20 protein-coding genes are annotated in these 19,824 nt (G+C 57.0%); 5 read left to right on the top strand and 15 right to left on the bottom strand.

What is annotated here, in order from left to right:
• Nucleotides 1-42: 42 nt before the first annotated feature.
• From lnt to KP702_RS05735, 4 genes are all read right to left on the bottom strand, one after another.
• Nucleotides 43-1,569, bottom strand: coding sequence for an apolipoprotein N-acyltransferase (gene lnt / locus KP702_RS05750; RefSeq protein ID WP_237389897.1), 1,527 nt, complete (start codon nucleotides 1,567-1,569; stop codon nucleotides 43-45).
• 55 nt (nucleotides 1,570-1,624) lie between these two features.
• Nucleotides 1,625-2,455 carry a GNAT family N-acetyltransferase gene (locus KP702_RS05745; protein WP_174694812.1) on the bottom strand — a complete coding sequence of 277 codons (831 nt, stop codon included), beginning with the start codon at nucleotides 2,453-2,455 and terminating at the stop codon, nucleotides 1,625-1,627.
• Nucleotides 2,456-2,529: 74 nt separating this feature from the next.
• Nucleotides 2,530-3,063, bottom strand: coding sequence for a Fur family transcriptional regulator (locus tag KP702_RS05740; protein ID WP_052750032.1), 534 nt, complete (start codon nucleotides 3,061-3,063; stop codon nucleotides 2,530-2,532).
• Between the two features lie 100 nt (nucleotides 3,064-3,163).
• Nucleotides 3,164-3,571, bottom strand: a complete 408-nt coding sequence (locus KP702_RS05735; RefSeq protein ID WP_202207091.1) for a MucR family transcriptional regulator — start codon at nucleotides 3,569-3,571, stop codon at nucleotides 3,164-3,166.
• 87 nt (nucleotides 3,572-3,658) lie between these two features.
• On the opposite strand from KP702_RS05735, the gene KP702_RS05730 reads away from it, so the two are divergent.
• Entirely contained in the window at nucleotides 3,659-3,901 is a 243-nt protein-coding gene (locus KP702_RS05730; protein ID WP_202207090.1) for a sulfurtransferase TusA family protein, read from the top strand.
• Here the strand turns inward: KP702_RS05730 and KP702_RS05725 are convergent.
• The 6 genes from KP702_RS05725 to KP702_RS05700 all read right to left on the bottom strand — a co-directional run bounded on the left by KP702_RS05725 (nucleotide 3,885) and on the right by KP702_RS05700 (nucleotide 8,384).
• Nucleotides 3,885-4,289 (bottom strand): GNAT family N-acetyltransferase, encoded by a 405-nt coding sequence (locus KP702_RS05725; RefSeq protein ID WP_237389896.1) that lies wholly within the window; start codon nucleotides 4,287-4,289, stop codon nucleotides 3,885-3,887. The genes KP702_RS05730 and KP702_RS05725 overlap by 17 nt on opposite strands.
• Nucleotides 4,290-4,327: 38 nt before the next feature.
• Nucleotides 4,328-4,960 carry a tRNA (adenosine(37)-N6)-threonylcarbamoyltransferase complex dimerization subunit type 1 TsaB gene (gene tsaB, locus KP702_RS05720; RefSeq protein ID WP_202207088.1) on the bottom strand — a complete coding sequence of 211 codons (633 nt, stop codon included), beginning with the start codon at nucleotides 4,958-4,960 and terminating at the stop codon, nucleotides 4,328-4,330.
• A complete protein-coding gene (locus KP702_RS05715; protein ID WP_202207087.1) occupies nucleotides 4,945-5,583 on the bottom strand; it encodes a malonic semialdehyde reductase in 639 nt (212 codons plus the stop codon). The genes tsaB and KP702_RS05715 overlap by 16 nt, the downstream gene beginning before the upstream one ends.
• A 3-nt stretch (nucleotides 5,584-5,586) precedes the next feature.
• On the bottom strand, nucleotides 5,587-6,150 hold the full coding sequence (locus KP702_RS05710) for a NifU family protein (protein ID WP_046900986.1): 564 nt from the start codon (nucleotides 6,148-6,150) through the stop codon (nucleotides 5,587-5,589).
• Nucleotides 6,151-6,246: 96 nt separating this feature from the next.
• Nucleotides 6,247-7,599, bottom strand: coding sequence for an ATP-binding protein (locus KP702_RS05705; protein WP_202207265.1), 1,353 nt, complete (start codon nucleotides 7,597-7,599; stop codon nucleotides 6,247-6,249).
• Nucleotides 7,600-7,619: 20 nt separating this feature from the next.
• Nucleotides 7,620-8,384, bottom strand: coding sequence for a response regulator (locus tag KP702_RS05700; RefSeq protein WP_064274614.1), 765 nt, complete (start codon nucleotides 8,382-8,384; stop codon nucleotides 7,620-7,622).
• Nucleotides 8,385-8,545: 161 nt separating this feature from the next.
• Here KP702_RS05700 and fbaA point away from each other — a divergent pair, with 161 nt between their 5' ends.
• Nucleotides 8,546-9,619 carry a class II fructose-bisphosphate aldolase gene (gene fbaA, locus KP702_RS05695; protein ID WP_202207086.1) on the top strand — a complete coding sequence of 358 codons (1,074 nt, stop codon included), beginning with the start codon at nucleotides 8,546-8,548 and terminating at the stop codon, nucleotides 9,617-9,619.
• Between the two features lie 27 nt (nucleotides 9,620-9,646).
• Here the strand turns inward: fbaA and KP702_RS05690 are convergent, their stop codons facing one another.
• Nucleotides 9,647-11,224: an efflux transporter outer membrane subunit gene (locus tag KP702_RS05690; protein ID WP_202207085.1), complete on the bottom strand. Its 1,578-nt coding sequence runs from the start codon at nucleotides 11,222-11,224 to the stop codon at nucleotides 9,647-9,649.
• A 98-nt stretch (nucleotides 11,225-11,322) separates the two neighbouring features.
• On the opposite strand from KP702_RS05690, the gene KP702_RS05685 reads away from it, so the two are divergent.
• Nucleotides 11,323-11,991, top strand: a complete 669-nt coding sequence (locus tag KP702_RS05685) for a TetR/AcrR family transcriptional regulator (RefSeq protein WP_202207084.1) — start codon at nucleotides 11,323-11,325, stop codon at nucleotides 11,989-11,991.
• Here the strand turns inward: KP702_RS05685 and KP702_RS05680 are convergent.
• The 4 genes from KP702_RS05680 to KP702_RS05665 all read right to left on the bottom strand — a co-directional run bounded on the left by KP702_RS05680 (nucleotide 11,985) and on the right by KP702_RS05665 (nucleotide 17,574).
• Complete coding sequence (locus tag KP702_RS05680) at nucleotides 11,985-13,559, bottom strand: DHA2 family efflux MFS transporter permease subunit (protein ID WP_202207083.1); 1,575 nt, start codon at nucleotides 13,557-13,559, stop codon at nucleotides 11,985-11,987. The genes KP702_RS05685 and KP702_RS05680 overlap by 7 nt on opposite strands.
• Nucleotides 13,556-14,653 (bottom strand): HlyD family secretion protein, encoded by a 1,098-nt coding sequence (locus KP702_RS05675; protein WP_046900655.1) that lies wholly within the window; start codon nucleotides 14,651-14,653, stop codon nucleotides 13,556-13,558. The genes KP702_RS05680 and KP702_RS05675 overlap by 4 nt, the downstream gene beginning before the upstream one ends.
• A 245-nt stretch (nucleotides 14,654-14,898) precedes the next feature.
• Entirely contained in the window at nucleotides 14,899-16,341 is a 1,443-nt protein-coding gene (locus tag KP702_RS05670) for a UdgX family uracil-DNA binding protein (RefSeq protein ID WP_202207082.1), read from the bottom strand.
• A complete protein-coding gene (locus tag KP702_RS05665; protein ID WP_202207081.1) occupies nucleotides 16,342-17,574 on the bottom strand; it encodes a putative DNA modification/repair radical SAM protein in 1,233 nt (410 codons plus the stop codon).
• A gap of 183 nt (nucleotides 17,575-17,757) precedes the next feature.
• Between KP702_RS05665 and KP702_RS05660 the strand changes: the two genes are divergently transcribed.
• Both KP702_RS05660 and KP702_RS05655 read left to right on the top strand, forming a co-directional pair.
• Nucleotides 17,758-19,230, top strand: coding sequence for a flagellin (locus KP702_RS05660; protein WP_252348562.1), 1,473 nt, complete (start codon nucleotides 17,758-17,760; stop codon nucleotides 19,228-19,230).
• A 104-nt stretch (nucleotides 19,231-19,334) separates the two neighbouring features.
• Nucleotides 19,335-19,751: a flagellar biosynthesis regulator FlaF gene (locus tag KP702_RS05655; protein ID WP_252348561.1), complete on the top strand. Its 417-nt coding sequence runs from the start codon at nucleotides 19,335-19,337 to the stop codon at nucleotides 19,749-19,751.
• Nucleotides 19,752-19,824 lie beyond the last annotated feature (73 nt).

Raw genomic sequence — 19,824 nt, 5'->3', positions numbered from 1 at the left:
AGACAAAGAGAAGGTAAATAAAACAACCCTAGATTGTCAATATTAACCTTTTTGACGCATTACAACCCGCTCTCTCTTTCGGCGAACCGTTGGCCAGAACGAGAGCACTACGCACAGCAGCGATAGAGCCAACGGAATGGCACGCCCGTATCGGGAGAAGATCGTCGGTGAGAGTGGTGACGGAATATCACTGACCATCACGTCTGCCCTGCCCCAACCCAGACGAGCCGTTTCGCGTCCGGCCGCATCATAAATCGCAGAAATGCCAGTGTTGTTCGCGAAGACAACCGGAAGACCTTCTTCCACTGCCCGCAGACGGCCCGTGGCAAGATGCTGGCGCGGGCCAGCACTATTGCCGAACCAGGCGTCATTAGAAATGGTGACCAGCCAGTCAGGCCGATCATGCCGTGCAACGACAGACCCGGAAAAAATGATCTCGTAGCAAACCATTGGACCGACGCGGCCAATATCGGGAAGATCCCATGTCTTGAGACCGGGCCCGGGCGTCAGAACTCCTGGAAGCACGTTGAAGGGAATGATCCAAGGCTGGTACTCCCCAAATGGCACCAGACGGCTCTTGTCGTAGATGGACGTAATCTTGCCATCCTGATCCACCAGTTCGAGGCTGTTGTACCAGTGGCCATTTTCTTCACGATCTGACCCGATCATTGCCGAAGCACCGCCGGCTGCATGGGCAATTACCTGCCGGGCCAGTTCATCCTCGTCGAGAAGCCCCGGAAAGCCGGATTCTGGCCAGATGACAACCACAGGCCGGTCATCGCCCATCAATCGGGCCTTCTGCGTTCCCTGAGCCGTCAGGCGGAGGTAGCGCCGAAAATTTTCGACGCTTTGTTGCCGGTTGATGATTTCATTTTCCGAGACATTCCCCTGAACCAGAACCGCACGCGGATTACTGATCGGCAACGGAGTTACTGTGGCAAGCCGCCAGTAGCCGCCACCGAGCCACAGCACGCTGCACACGAGCACGCTTAAAACAGCAACACGCCCACGAAAAAGCGCCAGAGATGCCAGGACCAGCGCAAGAGTCAGGCCGTCGACACCCAGAATGGACGCGGGCTGGATCAGCGCATTGCCGATCGAACCGGGCAATTCCAGATCGCTGCCCAGTGGATTCCAGGGGAAGCCTGAAAAAATCAGGACGCGCGCCATATCGACGACCGTCCAGCTTCCGGCGAACATCAGAATACGCCGCCACCCAGCTGGCACAAGACGACAGAGAACCGCGGGAACAGCCATCAACGGGGCAATAATGAGCGCAACACCCGGAGCCGCGAACGGAATGACCCACCAGAACTGATGGATACGCGTCAGAATGGCATTGGTCAGCCAATACAGGCCTGCCGTGTGAAATCCCATTCCAAACAGGAAGCCGCAAAGAGCAGCCTGCTTCCAGGATGCCGCATCCTCAGAGGCGCGATAGAGGACCAGCAGCCCGAGAGGGAGCACAAAAAGCGCACAGACAGGCGGAAGAGACAGGGCAGAAAACGCCCCTGCCAGCACCATCAGGCCGGCAAGTCGCCAGCCACGCACAGGGAGCGTCGAAATCATGAAGATGATTATCCGTTAGAAAAAACGGTCGGGCCACAGAGGCCCGAGCCGGAAATCAGTCCAGAGCGTCCCGAAGGCGGCGCTCGTAATGGCGGTAATATTTATCCGCCAGAAGTTCACTCTTTACCAGAACGGCTACGTCCGTCGTGTTGAACTGCTCGTCCACAACAGCACCATCTCCAACATATCCCCCAAGGCGGAGATATCCTTTGATGAGAGGCGGCAGCTTGTTCAGGCAGGCCCGGTAATCAAGCGTATGCGGGTCCGTACGCAGCATTTCCACATAACGATCTGGGAGCGCCCGAATTCTGAGAGCGGGAGGAGCCAGATGATTATGATGCAGATAGGTCAGTTGATCGGAGAGCGCATCAGGATCTGTGCCCGGGAGGCTTCCGCAACCGAACAGCACATCGATCCGGTGAAGAAAGATATAGGATGCAATGCCACGCCAAAGCAACTGCATTGCAGAACGTCCACGATGTTCGCGAGCCACACAGGACCGGCCAACCTCAAGCAAACGCCCCGGAAATTCCGTCAGGGTCGAAATATCGTATTCGGAAGCCGTGTAAAAACGGCCAATCTTCTCGGCAGCATCGGAACGTAGAAGGCGATAGGTCCCGACAACGCCTTCTGCACCAGAAGAAATGCTGTGGTCGATGACGAGAAGATGGTCGGCAACCTCGTCAAACTCGTCCACGTCCCGCTTTGTGCGGAATGCGCGTTCGTCCGGGTGCGCGCCAAGTTCTTCAAAAAACACACGATACCTCAGGGCCTGAGCAGCATCCCGCTCAGCCTCGGTAACAGCGATGCGAACACCCAGAGAACCGCCCCGAAGCTCCTGGAAACCGCCGTCGCGGTTCAGAGCCAGCGTGGAGAGGGTCTCCATCTGCTTGAGTGTTTCTTCACTACTGATGAGCGAATGGGCTGTCGGTGAGGTTTTTTCCTCGGCCGGATTGGTGCTCATGATCCGCTCTTGTTCCTGTTCTTGGCAACAGTCTGCTTCGGAGTTTCTTTTTCAAGACGATGACCGAAGAGTTCTATGCGGTGTGAGACGAGATCGAATCCGAGACGTTTTGCAATCTGCGTAAGCAGACGGACAGGTTCGTCATCTTCAAATTCGATGACACGGCCGCTGTCTACATCAATCAGATGATAGTGATGGCCACTGTCGCTGGCCTCATACCGGGCACGCCCACCGCCGAAATCACGGCGTTCGAGAATCCCTTTTTCTTCCAGAAGACGCACGGTCCGATAAACCGTGGCAACGGAAATGCGGCTGTCTATGGCGGATGCGCGCCGATAAAGCTCTTCTACGTCCGGATGGTCGCTGGCTTCAGACAGAACATGGGCAATAACCCGACGCTGTCCTGTCATCTTCAAACCATTTTCCACGCAGAGGCGTGCAATGGGAGAATCATCGACAACGACGGAACCTTCTGGCTTCCGACCTTGCGTGCGAGCGCGTCTGTCCGCGATTTTCATATCTACGACCATATCAGCGGCCTAGCCGAAAACCGGACCATTTGTCCAATCAGAGATGCAAATAAAAGAACCGGCTTCCTGCGGATGAAGATCAGGAAGCCGGGAAACATCCTCAGTCTTCGCGACGACGGCCGAGGCCGATCTTGCGTGCCAGGGAGGAACGATGGCTTGCGTAGTTCGGAGCAACCATCGGGTATTCCGGCGGCAGACCCCAACGCTCGCGGTATTCCTGCGGCGTCATGTTGTAGGCTGTCTTGAGGTGACGACGAAGCAGCTTCAGCTTCTTCCCGTCTTCAAGGCAGATGATGTAGTCAGGGAATACTGATTTGCGGGGCGGAACTGCTGGCACCGGCTTCTCAGCGGGAACCTCTTCCTGCACATCCACCGTTGCAAGCGAATCATGTACCGAGCGGATAAGACCCGGCAGCGCGTCGGCTCCGATATCATGGCTGGATACGTAAGCGGTAACAATCTGGGCGGTCAGATGGCGCAGATCGAGGTCTGCAGTCTCATGCGGCATAGTGTAATAGTCCTTCATCCGGAAACGACGAGTTCCCTATCAGTAGAAGCCTCCTACCAGCAAGCAAAAACAAGGAAAAACTAGAATATGACAAAATATGAAACATTTCTTCTTGATGTAAGCAACAAGATCTGTCCGATGACGACTGTACATGTCCGCGCCCGTCTCGACACCATGACTTCCGGTCAAAAAATAAAAGTGATCGTTAAAGGCGAAGAGCCTAGAAACAATGTAACTGCATCGGTACTATCACTTGGGCACAAAATAATAGAAAATTTTCCACATCAGGAAGACCATGATCTTTACTGCCTACTCATTCTGAAGGCGTAGAGACCAGAACCAGAGCATCGCTTCCATCACGATAATAGCGACGTCGATGGCCGGCCTTTATGAAACCGCACCGATCATAAAGTTTTTTTGCTGAATTGTTACTTATTGATACTTCCAGAAATATTTTTCCTTTTGGAAGTATTTGCTCAACCAGAGATTTTCCCAGACCAAGACGCCGGAACGACGGTCGAACAGCCAATGTCAGGACTTCTGTTTCATCCATGACGGTTCTGGTCAGGATAAAACCCGCTGGCTCATTTCCTTTAAGAACAACAAGAGCTTCTGTGCCCGGAAGACCCAGAAGGGATGTAAAGGAGTCCGCGTCCCACACTTCTCCTCCCGCAAACGCTTCTTCATGAAGCGCCGCCAGTAACGGAGCGCTTTCCACGCCCGTGACTTGAAATATTAAATCCGGAGGAGACGGCGTCATTGAGGGAGAGGGCGAAGTCCAGCAGCGGGCGGTTTGGCTTCGGGGGGGTCAACATACAGAGGCATCAGTGGCCCCGAAGGCAGGGTCTCAGCGGCACGGACAATACCGAGAGCATCCGGAGCGACACAGGCCACAACACGACAAGGCCACGTCTCACGCTCAGACACTGCGTCGCCGGCAATAACCTCAAATGCAGACGCATCGAGATCATCAGCAGAAATTGCGAAAACCTCGCCCGTCGGCGGGTCCACAAAATACCTACCGCGTCTGGCAACACTGATACAGGTTACATCAAGCTGACCGAGCGTAGCCCGAATGGCAGCCCCCAGAGTGACGCCAATTGTCGGGCATTCCCATCCTGCGGCCAGACCTGCGGCAAGAGAGAGTGACGCTCTCAAGCCGGTGAAAGAGCCGGGACCGATCACAGCAACAACCCTGTCAGGTGCACCAGACCAACCACCAGCTTCGAGAACAGTCCGTAGTGCCGGAGCAAAATGCTCGGAAGCACCCCTCCCCGCCAAATGCTGTTCAGCAACGATACGACCGTCTTCGACGAGCGCTACAAGATTGGTCGATCCCGTTCCGGCACCTGCGCCGTTAAAAACAACGGTCCTCACAGACACAGACACGCCTCGCCGAAGTCCAGACGTGGCGCACGGGGCTCTGCATGGTCCGGATGAGGCTCGTTTTCAGCAGGGTAACCAAGTCCCACTAGAAAATTCGCCCGCCAGCCTGAGGCGGTCAGCAGCGCATCTTCCACCATGAACGCATCGAACCCGGACATCGGCATGGCTGCCAGTCCAAGCATCCGTGCTGCCAGAATAAGATAACCGCCTTCCAGCGTACCGTTCCGGAAAGCCGTCTCTTCCGAAAGCCCGACATCTGCCGCAAACCAGTCCCGCAGGCCTTCATCTGCACCCAGACGTGGCAAAGCCTCGAAGAACAGAGGATCATGGCAGACAACGGTCAGAACCGGTGCCGCCATGGCGCGAGCGACATTGCCCGGTGAAAGGGCCGGGCGCAGGCGCTCTTTGGCATCCTGCGTTGTCAGGAACACAAAGCGTCCCGGAGAGCAGTTGCCCGACGTGGGGCCAAGCTTCACCAGATCGTAGAGGTGACGCAAAACATCTTCCCGGACCGGACGCGGGGAAAACGCACGCGGTGTTCGGGCCTGCGTGAAAAGGACTTCGGCTCCCGGCACGGGACCGGAAGCCAAATCGTCAGTCACGGGAAGAGACGTCTGGCCATCCATGGATCAGTCCTCAACCTGCTCAACGGACTGCACTTCCGGCACATAATGACGGAGCATGTTTTCAACACCATGCTTCAGCGTCGCGCGGGAAGACGGACAGCCGGAACAGGCGCCCTGCATCGTGAGGTAAACAATCCCGTCCCGGTAACCACGGAACGCGATGTCACCACCATCTCCGGCAACAGCGGGACGAACACGTGTGTCCAGCAGATCACGGATACGCGTCACGACATCCGCATCTTCCGGCGCGACGTCGTATTTCAGCGCTTCGTCATCACCGGCCAAAACAGGCTTTCCGCTTTCGAAAAACGTGGTCAGAGCGCTGAGAACAACAGGCTTGAGATCGCCCCAGCTGACGTCCTGCGCCTTGGTGATGGACACGAAGTCACTTCCCAGAAAGACGCGCTTGACGTCTGGCAGGGCAAAGAGGGCTTCAGCAAGCTCGGAGCGGCCTTCGGCAGCAGAAGCTTCGCCAAAATCAACCGTGCGCGTGTCATTCGTGACCGGTCGACCCGGAAGGAACTTCAGCGTGGCGGGATTCGGAGTATCTTCGGTTTCAATGAACATCGTCATCATGTCCTCAGTGGCCAGTCCGCACCTGACATGTGCCACTTCAGCCGCTGGCGCAAGGGTCTGGACCAACGTAGTCCCACTTCTTGCCCGTCAGCTCTGAGGACGGGCACCGATCGAAGGCTTGCGTGCCGGAGGCAAGACAATCGTCGCACACAGACCTCCATAGCCCTTTTCAGGGTCTCCCCGGCCAAGCTTGAGATATCCGCCTTCCCGGGCAATCTCGCGGGTTACGATGGCCAGGCCGAGCCCAATCCCGCCCGTCTGGCGAGAGCGCGATCCTTCAAGCCGATAGAAAGGCGCCAGAACCCGCTCGTATTCGCTCTCAGGAATGCCAGGGCCGTTGTCCTGAATGGAAATTTCTATGGCACCGTCTTCCTGAACCCTCAGCGTTGCGAGGGCATTTCCCCCGTAGTTCAGGGCGTTTTCAATCAGGTTGGACAGAACGCGTTTGATGGCCAGAGGGCGGACATGAACCAGGGCACGGTCCGGCCCTTCATAACGCGCATCCTTGCCGTGATCTGCGTGGTCGTCGACCAGAGTCGCAAGAGTCGCGACGATGTTGATGGTACGAGGTTTTTCCGGATCATCTGCGCCTGCGAGATAGGCAAGAATACCGTTGACCATCCCCTCCATCTCATCGAGATCCGACTCGATGGCCGCCTGCGCTTCTCCATCATTGAGGAATCCGCACCGGAGTCTCAGACGCGTCAGAGGCGTGCGGAGATCGTGTGAAACGGCAGCCAGAGCCTGCGTCCGGTCATTGATGAGGCTCTGAATACGGCGCTGCATGGCATTGATGGCCCGAGCAACCCCGCGAACCTCACGCGGGCCCCGTTCCGCCAGCGGCACCCAGGTTTCGTTTGAGCCGATTTTGTCCGCTACAGAAGCCAGCGCCCGCAAGGGCATACTCAGCCCCCGGATCAGCATGGTTGCCGCGATTGCAACAGCACCCGCCGCAATCGCTGCTGAAGCTAGTCCGCGCGTAAAATGGTGGTGCCCCAAAAGACCAGGCACACGGAAATGAATGTATGTTCCGTCAGGAAGGCGCTCGGAGCCAAGCACATCCGGTGTGCCGGTTCCCAGTGTGTAAAGATCAAGCTGGGCCTGCGCGAGGATGGGATCATCCTTGATCAAGCGGGCCGTGAGATCCCTCAGAACCGTAGGACGATATCCCGGCAGATGCGGCAGGGCCGTTGAGGGCTGCCAAGCAACACTCAGTTCACTGCCGGACAGCATGACTGCCAGGAAGGAACGCTGCGTCACAGGCGCAGCAGCGAGAACCCTCAGATCTGTACTGAGGGCTTCGCCAAGCTGCGCAATGCGCACGTCATCAACAATGTAGGTTTCAGCCTCGCCGTAAAAAACGGCGTTGGCGAGGAAGACCAGCGTGACCGCTACGGTCAGGACGACGCAAACGCGACCGACCAGCCCCAGCGGCCACAGCAGGATCCGATTCTGAATGTTCAGACCCGCTCAACCTCGGCCACGAAGATATATCCCAGCCCGCGAACCGTACGAATCAGCTGGTCCGCATCTGAACCGAGCTTGCGACGAAGGCGGCTGACCAGAACATCGATGCTGCGGTCAGACACATCGCCCAAGCGGGTCCGTGACAGTTCCAGCAGACGATCACGTGCAATAACGCGCTGCGGGTTATCGAGGAAGCTGGTCAGAAGGTCGTGTTCTGCACCTGAAATATCGACAGTCGCCCCACTCGGGTCTGTCAGTTCACGACGACGCAGGTCCAGCATCCAGCCTGCGAATTGCAGTCTTTCACGCCGCACCTTCTCCGGTGCCGCGCTTGGGCTGCCACGACGAAGCACTGCCCGAACGCGGGCCAGAAGCTCGCGCTGCCCGAAAGGCTTCGGCACATAGTCATCCGCGCCGGATTCGAGGCCGGTCACACGGTCGCGTTCTTCACCACGGGCAGAAACCATGATGATGGGAACCTGCGAGGGGGGCGTTTCGTCAACATGACTGGCCCCCTGGCCATTGCGCAGAGCACGGCACAGCTCAATGCCGTTCGTGCCTGGCAACATGATGTCAAGGATGATGAGATCAACCGGAGCCACTTCAAGAGCGGCCCACATCTCATCTCCACTTGCCACACCACGGGCGCGGAAACCGCCGCCCTGTAATGCGCGCAGAATGAGGGTCCGCATTCCTGCGTCATCTTCGACAACAAGGATACGGGCGGGAAGATCGGGATCGGAAAGATTTGGCACCATACTTTTCCATAATCGCAGCAGGGCAGATACCACAAGCAACAAATCTGGGCTGAAACTGTTCCCTTATCTTTAGCGCTCATGACGGAAAACATTTTCTAGCTTACAATACACGAAACGCAGGAACAGCCTATCTCGGTTCCTGCACTCGACCGGAGTCTCCCATGACAAGCGTTTCTCCCGGCGTCGTAACGGGCGCCGACTACCAAACTCTTCTTCAGGCGTGCAGGGACGGCGGGTATGCCCTTCCGGCCATCAATGTCGTTGGCACCAACAGCGTGAACGCCGTTCTGGAAGCGGCCGCAGCCAATGGCTCGGACGTCATTATCCAGGTTTCAAACGGTGGCGCGCGCTTCTTCGCTGGCGAGGGTCTTCCGGATGCCCATCGCGCCCGCGTTCTTGGCGCAGCATCGATGGCCCATCACGTCCATCTGCTGGCCAAGGAGTACGGAATCGCCGTCATCCTCCACACCGATCATGCTGACCGCAAGCTGATTCCGTGGCTTGAGGACCTGATTTCCCTAAGTGAAGCAGAGTTCAAAACTACCGGACGCCCGCTCTTCTCATCCCACATGCTCGACCTCTCGGCCGAAACACTGGATGACAACCTGGCCCTTTCGGAAAAGCTTCTGACGCGCCTCGCCCCTCTGGGCATGGGTCTGGAAATCGAGCTTGGCGTCACAGGCGGTGAAGAAGATGGCGTCGGCCATGATCTGGAAGAAGGTGCGGACAATGCGCATCTCTATACCCAGCCGGAAGACGTGCTGAGAGCCTGGGAACTGCTCTCGCCTATTGGCATGGTCTCCATCGCCGCGTCTTTCGGCAACGTTCATGGCGTCTACAAGCCAGGCAACGTCAAACTTCGACCAGAAATCCTGAAAAATTCTCAGGACGTCGTGCAGAAAGCCACAGGAAGCGGGCCCAAGCCCCTCCCGCTGGTCTTCCATGGTGGATCAGGGTCAAGCCTGGAAGAAATCCGGGATGCCGTGTCCTACGGGACGTTCAAGATGAACCTGGATACGGACATCCAGTTCGCATTTGCTCATGGCGTGGGCTCTTATGTGAGCACGCATCCGGTCGCTTTCCAGCACCAGATTGATCCCGCCACAGACAAACCCATGAAGTCCTTCTACGACCCTCGCAAATGGCTGCGTGCGGGTGAGAAGTCTATCGTGGAGCGGATGAGCGAGGCTTTTGAAATCCTCGGCTCCAAAGGTCAGTCCATCGCTCGGAGCTGAAACAGCTCCCAGCGATAGCGCCGGGTCTCAGGGACCCGGCGTTGCCGAGGCAAGCTTCGTCTTGGTCACGTCCTGCGCTGCGGGGACAACCTCTTCCCAGCCTCCGCCAAGCGCATTGTAGAGACGCGCCAGATTGGTCGCGACAGTCGCATCGCTGTCAGCAAGACTCATTTCAGCGGATTGCAGCTGACCCTGCGCGTTCAGCACGTTCAGGTAGTTCGTCAGGCCACTGCGATACTGGCTCTGGGCCAACTGGAGCGCCTTGCGGTTGTCGTTCACAGCCCGCTCAAGCCCCTGATGACGGAGCTGCTCATCTCGGTAAGCAATCAGCGCGTTATCAACATCATGCCACGCCTGAATGACCGTCTGCTGATAGGAAATTGCCGCAGCTTTCTGGGCATATTTCTTCAGCTCAAGCTGGCCGCGCAGACGTCCTCCCTGAAAAATCGGTAAGGAAATGGATGGGCCAACGTTCCAGGCCCGCGCATTCCAGAATCCGAGATCGCGAAATGACAGGGTCTGGAATCCGAAGTCTGCATTGATGGTAATCTTCGGATAAAAATCGGCCGTTGCTTCACCCACTTCTGCCACAGAAGCACGGAGCTTGGCTTCAGCTTCCCGGATATCCGGACGGCGATGCGCCAGTTCAGATGGCAACCCGACGGGAACGACCGGCGGCACCACAGGGATGCCTGCATCTTTGTTCAGTTCGGCATTCAGACTTCCCGGAGGCGCACCCAGCAACAGCGCGAGTGCATTTTCTTCCTGCGCCACACCCTGCTGAAGCTGAGCAGCCTGCGCTTCAGTGTCATGTTGGCGGGCCTGCGCGGAATCGACATCCACTTCCGTGACCAGACCGCTGCGATAGCGGCTCTGGGAAATATCCACGATCTGCTTCAGCGTACCGAGATTGTCTTGAAGAACCTTCAGGCGCTTCTGGTCCCCGCGGAGCGTCATGTATCCACGCGCCATATCGGCCTGCTGGGCAATCAGGACCGAGCGGCGCTCTTCGTCCGTGGCCTGAAGATCCGCTTTGGCAGCGTCGTACTGGTGGGCCACGCGGCCCCAGAGATCGATTTCGTAGCTGGCATCAATCGATGTCTTCCACTGGTTCAGCAGAGGGATCGTGGCCCCGCTGGCTGCACCACTGAGAATGCTACTGCCCTGATCTCCCAGAAGCCCGTTGTCGGACTTGGCAATATTACCGCCCACACGCTGGATGATTTCCTGCATCTGTTTCGTGCTGAACTGACTCCGCGTGTAGGAGCCAGAAGCACTCAATCCGGGAAAGCGCTCGGCCCCCGCCATCATGAGCTGCGCGCGGCTCTGTGCCAGATTGGCCGTCGCAAGACGGAAGGACAGGTTCTGCTGAACCAGGCGGTCTTCCAGGGAAACCAGCTCTGGATCCTTGAAGACTGTCCACCATTTGCTGGCAGCTTCAGCTTCGCTCGTCACACTGTCAGGGGCCCCTGCCGTGTGGTCGGCATAATGTGCCGGAGGCCAGGGATGAGGCTCATGATATTCCGGGCCAACCCGCAGGCAGCCGGAAAGAGCAACAAGGGCGCAGCCAGACAGCAGCGCGCGGGATAGAAAGGCTGCGCTCACAAAGAAACTCCTGAAACGGAAATGATCTTGCGGTGACCGACCAGTTCGGTCAGCATATTGGAGACGGTATTTTTTCCGCAAAAGGACCTTGCCCCCTCATGACCAGCACGCCGACTGACCGCCCCGAGAGTATGCCTGACGAGGCCAGCGCATCTCTGTGCCAGATGCGCGCCAAGCGCGAGCAGATTCTGCAGGGAGCGGAAAAGGTCTTTCTCGCAAGCGGTTATGAAGGCGCGTCCATGTCGCAGATTGCACGGGAGGCCGGTGTTTCGAAGGGCACGCTCTACAATCACTTCGATGGTAAGGCATCGCTCTTCTCCGCATTTTTCGAAGAACGCAGCAAAACCAAGCTGGCGGCCATTGAAGCTATTTCCCGGGAGGACGGGCAGGACATTCATACGAGTCTGCGCCGCCTGACGGAAACTGCCATCAAAATGATGCTCCACTCGACGTCTATGGACCTGTATCGCATCATCGTCGGCGAAGCCGGAAAATTCCCGAACCTTGCCGACGCCTTCTGGCGCTATGGCTTTGGACGAACCCTGTACAACCTCTCCGACTGGCTGCGTCGCCGCAGCGATGCGGGCGAGCTCCAGATCGACGACCCGGATTTCGCTGCCGAGCAGTTGATGATCCTGTGTCAGGCCCGCATCGTGCATCGCCGCCGGCTCATGCTGCCTGTCGATGACAGCCCGGAAGCCATTAGCCGACTGGCCAGCATCACAGCAGACTCCTTCATGAAGATTTACGGCCCGCATCATCAGTGACCCCCCGCCGGCTTCGCTTTCTTCGTGTTGTTCGGTGACAGAAGGAAGCAGAGCGGAACAACGAACATCGCGATGATGCCAATCCAGCGGAACACTTCGTTGTAAGCCAACATTGAGATCTGGGACGTGAAGTCCATGAACAGACGATGGATCGCAAACGTATGCGCAGCTGCGGGGGTCAAACCATGCGCTTCCCCAACGGTCTGCGCATGGTTGATATAGTTCGTGAACTCCTGCCGCCCCGGCGTCATATTATCGGCCACATAACCCTGGTGCCGCTGACGGGTCTCAATAATTGCCGCAGTTGCCAGCGAGATGGCCATCGACCCCACATAGTTTCGCGCCATACTGAACAGGGCTGATGCGTCGGAGTTCAGCTCACGTGGCAGCGTCGAATACGCGATCGTTGAAATCGGCACGAAGAGGAAAGCCAGAGACGCGGTCTGACTGATTCGATAAAACATCAGGTGTTTGAAATCGATTGCCGCGTACAGATGGGCAGCCTGGAACATCGCCATGCCCATACAGAAAAACCCGAAAGCAATCAGATACCTCAGTTGAATGACCTTCATGAGGCGACCAACAATCGGTATCAGGCAAATCACCGCGACCCCACCTGGTGCAAGCAGCAGACCAGACGTGGTTGCCGTATAACCAAGCACCTGCTGCGCAAATTGCGGAACGATAATGGCAGACGCGTAGAGCGTCGCCCCCACCATGGAAATCAGGAACATGCCGGTTGCGAAGTTACGGTCCTTCAGAACCGTCAGCTTCACCAGCGGGTCCTTGGCATAGCAGAGCCACACGATCGCACCGAGCACACCGATCACACCCAGAACAGCCATGGTGATGATGAAGTTCGAGCCAAACCAGTCATCGTCTTCACCACGGTCGACCATGACCTCAAGGCAGCCCAGCCCCAGCGTAATGAGACTGATGCCGATTACGTCAATCTTTTCGCGTTTTTTCTTCTCCCATGGCGGATCTTCCACAAAGGCCGTAACCGCCATGACCGTCAAAATACCGAAGGGAACGTTGACGAAGAAAATCCAGCGCCAGGAGAAATTGTCCGTCAGATAGCCGCCCAGCATCGGACCGAGAACCGGGCCAACGATGGTTGCAATCGCGGTCATGCCAAAGGCTGCACCACGTTTTTCGGGTGGGAAGGTATCAAGGATGATGGACTGCTGACTTGGTTGCAGGCCACCACCGAAGAAGCCCTGCATCAGTCGGAAGACCACCAGCATGGGCAGCGATGTCGCCAGACCGCACAGGAAGGACGAGACGGTGAACATCGCAATACAGATGAGAAAGTAGCGCTTGCGCCCGAACAGGCGTGAGAGCCAGCCGGAAATCGTCAGAACGATACCGTTTGCCACCAGATAGGACGTCAGCGCCCAGGTGGCATCGTCATAGGAACTGCCGAGCGATCCCGCGATATGCGGTAGCGCCACGTTGACGATGGTGGTGTCCAGCACCTCCATGAAGGCCGCCAGCGTGACCGTAATGGCCACAACCCACGGATTATGACTGGGTTTCCAGTCCTGATGCCCGGCAGTATCGCTCATTTCACATAGACCGTAGGAACGACGGAAAGACCAAGAGCGAGTGGCAGCTGCGGATCCAGACCGCTGTCGATCAGGATCTTCACCGGAATACGCTGCACCGTTTTCACGAAGTTGCCTGTCGCATTTTCTGGCGGGAAGGTGCTGAAGGATTCACCGGAGCCAAGCTGAATGGAATCCACGTGGCCCTGCAGTTTAAGCTGTGGGTACGCGTCAACTTCGATGTCCACTTTCTGACCCGGACGCATGTGGGTCAGCTGTGTTTCCTTGTAGTTGGCCACAACCCAGACTTCTGGCTGGACGATCGTGAACATCTGCTGGCCGGTCTGGACGAAGTTGCCACGCTCGACACTACGCTGGGACACCCAACCATCATGAGGGGCGCGAACCTGCGTCCATTCCATGTTGAGCTCAGCCTGTTCCAGGGATGCCTGGGCAGACTTCAGATTGGCTTCTTCCTGCGAGACGCGGGCATCCGCATTCGCGACATTGGCCTTCACCGGCTCAGCCTGCGTCAACTGACCCTGCGCCTGCATGACACGGGCTCTGGCTTCTTCAAGAGCTGCACGAGCGTAGTCAATGTCCTGCTGGGACGTTGCGGCACGTGAAACACTGCGCTGGCGCTTGTAATCTGCTTCAGCCTTCGTCAGCTGGGCCTGAGCGGCAGAAAGACTGCCCTGAGCCGTTACGAGCTGACCTGGGAAGTTCTTGTGCGCCACTTCAACCATCAGCTGATAGGCCTGCATGTTGGCCTGTGCCTGCTGGATTGACGCCTGTGCCTTGTGCAGGGATGCCGCGTAGTCGCGGTCATCAATGGTCAGCAGAAGATCACCGCGATGCACATACTGGTTATCGTTCACCAGCAGCTGCGTCACATACCCGTTCACGTGCGGCGCAATGGCGATCTTGCGACCGGCCGTATAGGCGTCGTCCGTCTCGATGTTATTGCGGGTCAGGAAGAGGTATGAACCAATCCCCACCAGCACCAGAACAACCAGACAGATCAGAAGCACCCGTACAAGGGGATTACGCTTTTTCTGCGGTTTTCCGGACGCTCCGGACTGCTGTTCGGCCTGCGCTTGGTCGCCCTGCGCCATATCGTCTCTCTCGCTTTAAACGGGTCTGTCCGAAGTGACCGGCTGAATGAAATGGCCTCTGAAAAGGCCGATTGACCGATCGGTTCGGTCATCCATGACATATTGTATGGCCGCCTTCAAGCCGGAAAAAACTGATGCGTTTCCTTTCAGGTGAAGAAGGTTTTTCCTTGCGCGCCCTCATCCGTAAGACGAAATTTTCTTATCCTGAGAGAGCACCTCAGCAGTCCTCTGACAGAGGACTGCTATCAGAATGTGGTCTTTATCTTTTTCAAACCGTCAATCAGGCGCTGACGTTCCTGTTCGGCCTGCTGCGTTGGTCCGAGACGCAGAATCCAGGAGGGATGAGCCAGACTCAGATGGTGCCGCCCCGTCTGTGCATCCTCACGCATGATCCCACGGAAATCTTTCAGTTGAGCGGAAGGCCCCTCCACGGCGCGCAAAGCTGTTGCCCCAAGCGTCACGACCAGCTGTGGCCGGATCAGGGCTATTTCCTGCCGTAGCCAAGGCTGACACGCCTGAACATGCTCTGCGCCAGGTGCTTGGTGAATGCGCCGCCTGCCACGAGTACTGAAACGGAAATGCTTTACTGCATTCGTCATATAGAGGGAGTGAGGTTCAACGCCTGCTTCCGCCATACACGCCCTTAAAAGGGAGCCCGCAGGCCCAACAAAAGGACGCCCAGCCAGATCTTCCTGATCGCCCGGCTGCTCTCCGACAATCATGACTTTCGCCACCTCAGGCCCTTCCCCGACGACGGCCTGCGTAGCATGACAGTGAAGAGAGCAAGCCTGACAGGCCCGAATTTGCTGCGTCAGTTCTTCCAGACCACCTAATGAGGGCACGTCAGCCAAAACGGTTTTCTGACGATTCTGGAGAGCCTGATGGAATTTGGGCGCAGGAAGAGCCTCCTGTGCCGCCATTTCGGCCACGCGTTTTTCCGCCTGCGCCACCAGATGAGGAATCAGGTTAGCCTCTGGCAGGTTATGCCAGTAACGCCGCGGCATTTCATTGCGCATCGCTTTCGTCCGGACACGGGCAGGATTGAAAGTCGAGGCGTAATAGGTCTGCCAGAGCTGATCCACGTCATCATCAAGCACCTGCTTTTCACAGGGCTCGAAAGAGCAATGTACCGTCTCGCCATCCCATCGCAAAGAGCCGCGCGGCGTCAGGATCATCCAGTCCATATCTGCGAAACGGCCCGCGAAAAAAGAAGAGACTTTTTCCAGCACATGATGGTCCGGCTCAAACCAGGAAAGAAAACGCCGCCGACCCGTCTCCGACGTTCCCTGCTCCCGGAAGCGCACGAAAGCCGTCATTTTATGGGCCGCCCGGCGAACCTGATGCACCATGCGACGCGCCTGCGCCACATCCTGATCTGTCACCACCGACAACAGGTTCGGATCACTCTGAAGACGCCAGAGCAGCCGGTAAGCTAATGCGAACCGCTCAGCACTGGAGTGGCAGAGAACATCTTTCAAAAGGGGCAGGCTCGATGCTTTGAGGCGAACATCCCGCACGACTTCGCCTTCAAACGTCTGATTTTCAGCCGCGTGAAACAGATCCAGATCGACCTCAGGATAGCGCCAGAGGATCTGGTCCGGAGGAATGTCACGCTGAAGCGCCATTCTGGCCTTTTCGCGCCAGCCTTCAAACGCGCTGGTATCCGCGAGCCTGACGGTAACCGGCATTTACAGAAGCCGCATCTGCTGTGGAGCCGGCAGAAAAAGAGTCCGCAAATCCTGACGATCCGTCAGACGCGCGGGGCTCCATCCGGATGCCTTGACGAACGGACGCACCTTTTTAATGGAGACGTTCAGCCGCGCCAGATCTTCCAGACGGATTGTCGTGTGCTTTCGCGCAGACAGCAGCGCGGCAACGGTCCGAACCCCAAGCCCAGGGACCCGCAGCAGCATTTCTTTGGAGGCAAGATTCAGGTCCACTGGAAATTGCGCGCGGTTATCCAGAGCCCAGGCCAGCTTGGGATCAATCTCCAGATCCAGCATTCCATTGGGCCGTGATGCTGTCAGTTCGCCAAAATCAAAGCCATAGAACCGGAAGAGCCAGTCCGCCTGATACAGCCGGTGCTCCCGCTGTAACGGTGGGCTACGCACAGGCAGGATCGCTGAAGCATCTGGAATGGGGCTGAAGGCTGAATAGTAAACGCGGCGCAGGCCGTAAGACCCATAGAGACCCGAGCTACTGGCCAGAACATCCTGATCCGTCGCGGCATCTGCCCCGATGATCATCTGTGTACTCTGGCCGCCCGGTGAAAAGCGCCCTGCCCGTCTACCCGTATGTGTCTTCTCTTTGGCCGCATCAATCTTGAGACGCATGTCCCCCATCGCGCGGCGGATATTTCCGGCATCCTTCTCCGGCGCGTAATCCTTCAGACCCGTTTCTGTTGGCATCTCGACGTTGATCGATAAGCGATCCGCATACAGCCCAGCTTCCTCCAGCAATTTGGGAGATGCATCCGGAATCGTCTTGAGATGGATATATCCGCGGAAACCATGCTTGAGCCGCAGGTCCCGCGCGACCTGTACAAGCTGCTCCATCGTATGATCGGACGACCGGATAATCCCCGACGACAGGAAAAGCCCCTCAATGCAGTTCCGACGGTAGAACTCCAGCGTCAGCCAGATCACTTCATCAGGCGTGAACTTCGCCCGCTCAACATTTGAGGATGAGCGGTTGATGCAATAGGCGCAGTCATAAATGCAGAAATTGGTCAGCAGGATCTTGAGCAGCGAAATACAACGCCCATCCGGCGTATAGGCATGACAGATCCCGTTCCCGGTCGTGGAGCCCAGACCGCCCGTTTTGGCAGAGTCCCGCCGCGTCGATCCACTGGACGCGCAGGACGCATCATACTTTGCCGCATCGGACAGAATCGCAAGACGTTCAGACAGAGATTTCTTCATGCATTGTTCTTATTTCGTTCCCGTCTATAAAATGCAAGAACTGCTTATAATTTACCGGTTGTTTGCTTGTTTTCTGTCAAACCCTGTCGCCGTTTTTTAAAGGCGAAGATTCAGGTTCCCTTAACCATTCAAGGCCTATCGTGAAGGAGCAAAACTGCACCGACGGAGAATGTCTCGATGTCCATGTCAATCAATACAAATACAGCCGCCATGTCGGCTCTTCAGGTTCTGAACCAGACGACGGACCAGCTGAGCAAGACGCAGAACGCCGTGTCCACAGGCAAGAGCGTCAGCTCCGCCTCTGACAGCCCGGCCATTTACGCCATTTCCCAGACAATGAATTCCCAGATTTCGGCCCTGTCCGGCGTCTCGACCGGTCTTCAGTTTGCGGGACAGGTTCTCAGCACGGCCTCTTCGCAGGCTGGGTCCATTTCAAGCGTTCTGAGCAGCATGTCCGAGACGGTCACGAATGCTGCCAATAACGGTGAAGATCAGGACACCCTGAACACCCAGCTGAGCAGCTACCTGTCTCAGATCGACGTGGCCACGTCGAACTCGACCTTCCAAGGGGTAAACCTGCTGTCCGGCTCTACGAGCAGCAGCGTGAAATACACGCAGATTTCTGCTGCTCAGGACATCAATGGCAACCTGTTCACACTGAATGGTGCTGATGCCACCTCGACCGGTCTGGGCCTGCAAGGGCTGAGCACGGATATGAAGGGTGTCACGATCGACACGAGCGCAGTCACGGCTCTGGCGGGTTCTGGCGCGACCGCCACGACACTGACCCTGAAGAACCTGTCTTCTGCTGACAGCAGCAATGCGACAGCATCAAACCCGGCCATCACCACGTCCTTCGTTCTGGACTCAAAGCCGGGCGATACCACTGATGGTGCTGCAACATCTGTCGGAACAGCCATTGCTTCTGGCCTGACAGACACTGCCACCTCCGTGGCAGTCAACAAGGATGGCACGCTGACAATCGCCGATGCCACATCCAAGAAGGCATCTGATGGTACGACGACGTACTCCCTGACCAATGGCGACACCATCACTGCCAAGGCTGATGCCAGTGGCAACATGACCTATAGCGCTGCCAAGGTTGGTGATCTGGATACCAACGGCAATGCGAAAGTTCTGACGCAGGTTGTGGACGTCAACGTCTCGAACGCCTCCACAACCAAGACCACAAGTGACCAGCTTTCAACGCTGGTGACGGCCCTAGGAAATGCCGGTTTCGGCGCCCAGATGGCAAACGACGGCAAGCTGACGATTGCCGGCGGCAATCTCGACGCCGCCGACGCAACAGCTACGACAGGCGCGTCGGTCAGCCTCACAGGGACGACAGGCGCTGCCACAGTAGCGACCACTTCCGGCACGGACGTTGTCCAACTTGCTGTTTCTGGCGCCATCAACAAGATGAGCCGCATTTCTTCCAGCATCGGTGTGGCTTCCAATACCGTTACACAGCTTCAGACGTCCAACAGCACGCTGTCTGATGCCCTGACGACGGGCGTGGGCGCCCTGACGGATGCTGATCTTGCAGCGGAAAGCGCCAAGCTTACGTCCCTGCAAACGAAGCAGCAGCTGGCCATTCAGTCGCTCTCGATTGCGAATTCGCAGTCTTCCAACATCATGTCGCTCTTCCGCGGTTGATGTCGGCGGGGCGCTGATGAAAGCCAGCGCCCCTTCCTGGACTGTTCCAGAAGTTTCCCGTTTCCCGGGAGTCTTTTGAAACAGTCCTTTTGTAAAGGAACATCATGTCCGTGACCTATGGCATGTCACAATACCAGAACCAGTCCGGCACCTATCTTCCGCCACGAGAAGTGGAAGCCATGGCGTTCAGACACGTTAATGGTCTGCTGTCGGCAGCAAAAACACGCTCAGATCGACAGGCCGCATTGTCTGCCAATCTCAAACTCTGGGGCATTCTGATGCAAGGGGTCCAGCGGACGGACTGCCCTTTGGATGCAACTCTGCGCAAAGACCTGACGACCGTTGGAACCTGGTCCATGCGATACGCCAATGTTGCACTGAACTCGGATACATCCCTTCAGGCTCTCATTGATATCAACATGGACATGATTGAAGGTCTGTCAGCGTCTGCTGGCCCTTCCTCATATGCGGGACCCGCGGCATCAAACGAAACTCGCGCAGCTATTCAAATGGTCGGGTAAAAACTACTTCTCCCACGCCTGTGGCAGGACATGGGAGTTTTTCCATTCCTGACACACATTGCATGTTAGGAAT

It is taken from the genome of Gluconobacter sp. P5B12 (genome assembly GCF_018812035.1).
In the GTDB taxonomy this organism is placed as follows: domain Bacteria; phylum Pseudomonadota; class Alphaproteobacteria; order Acetobacterales; family Acetobacteraceae; genus Gluconobacter.
This window is presented reverse-complemented; position numbering and strand designations above follow the sequence as displayed.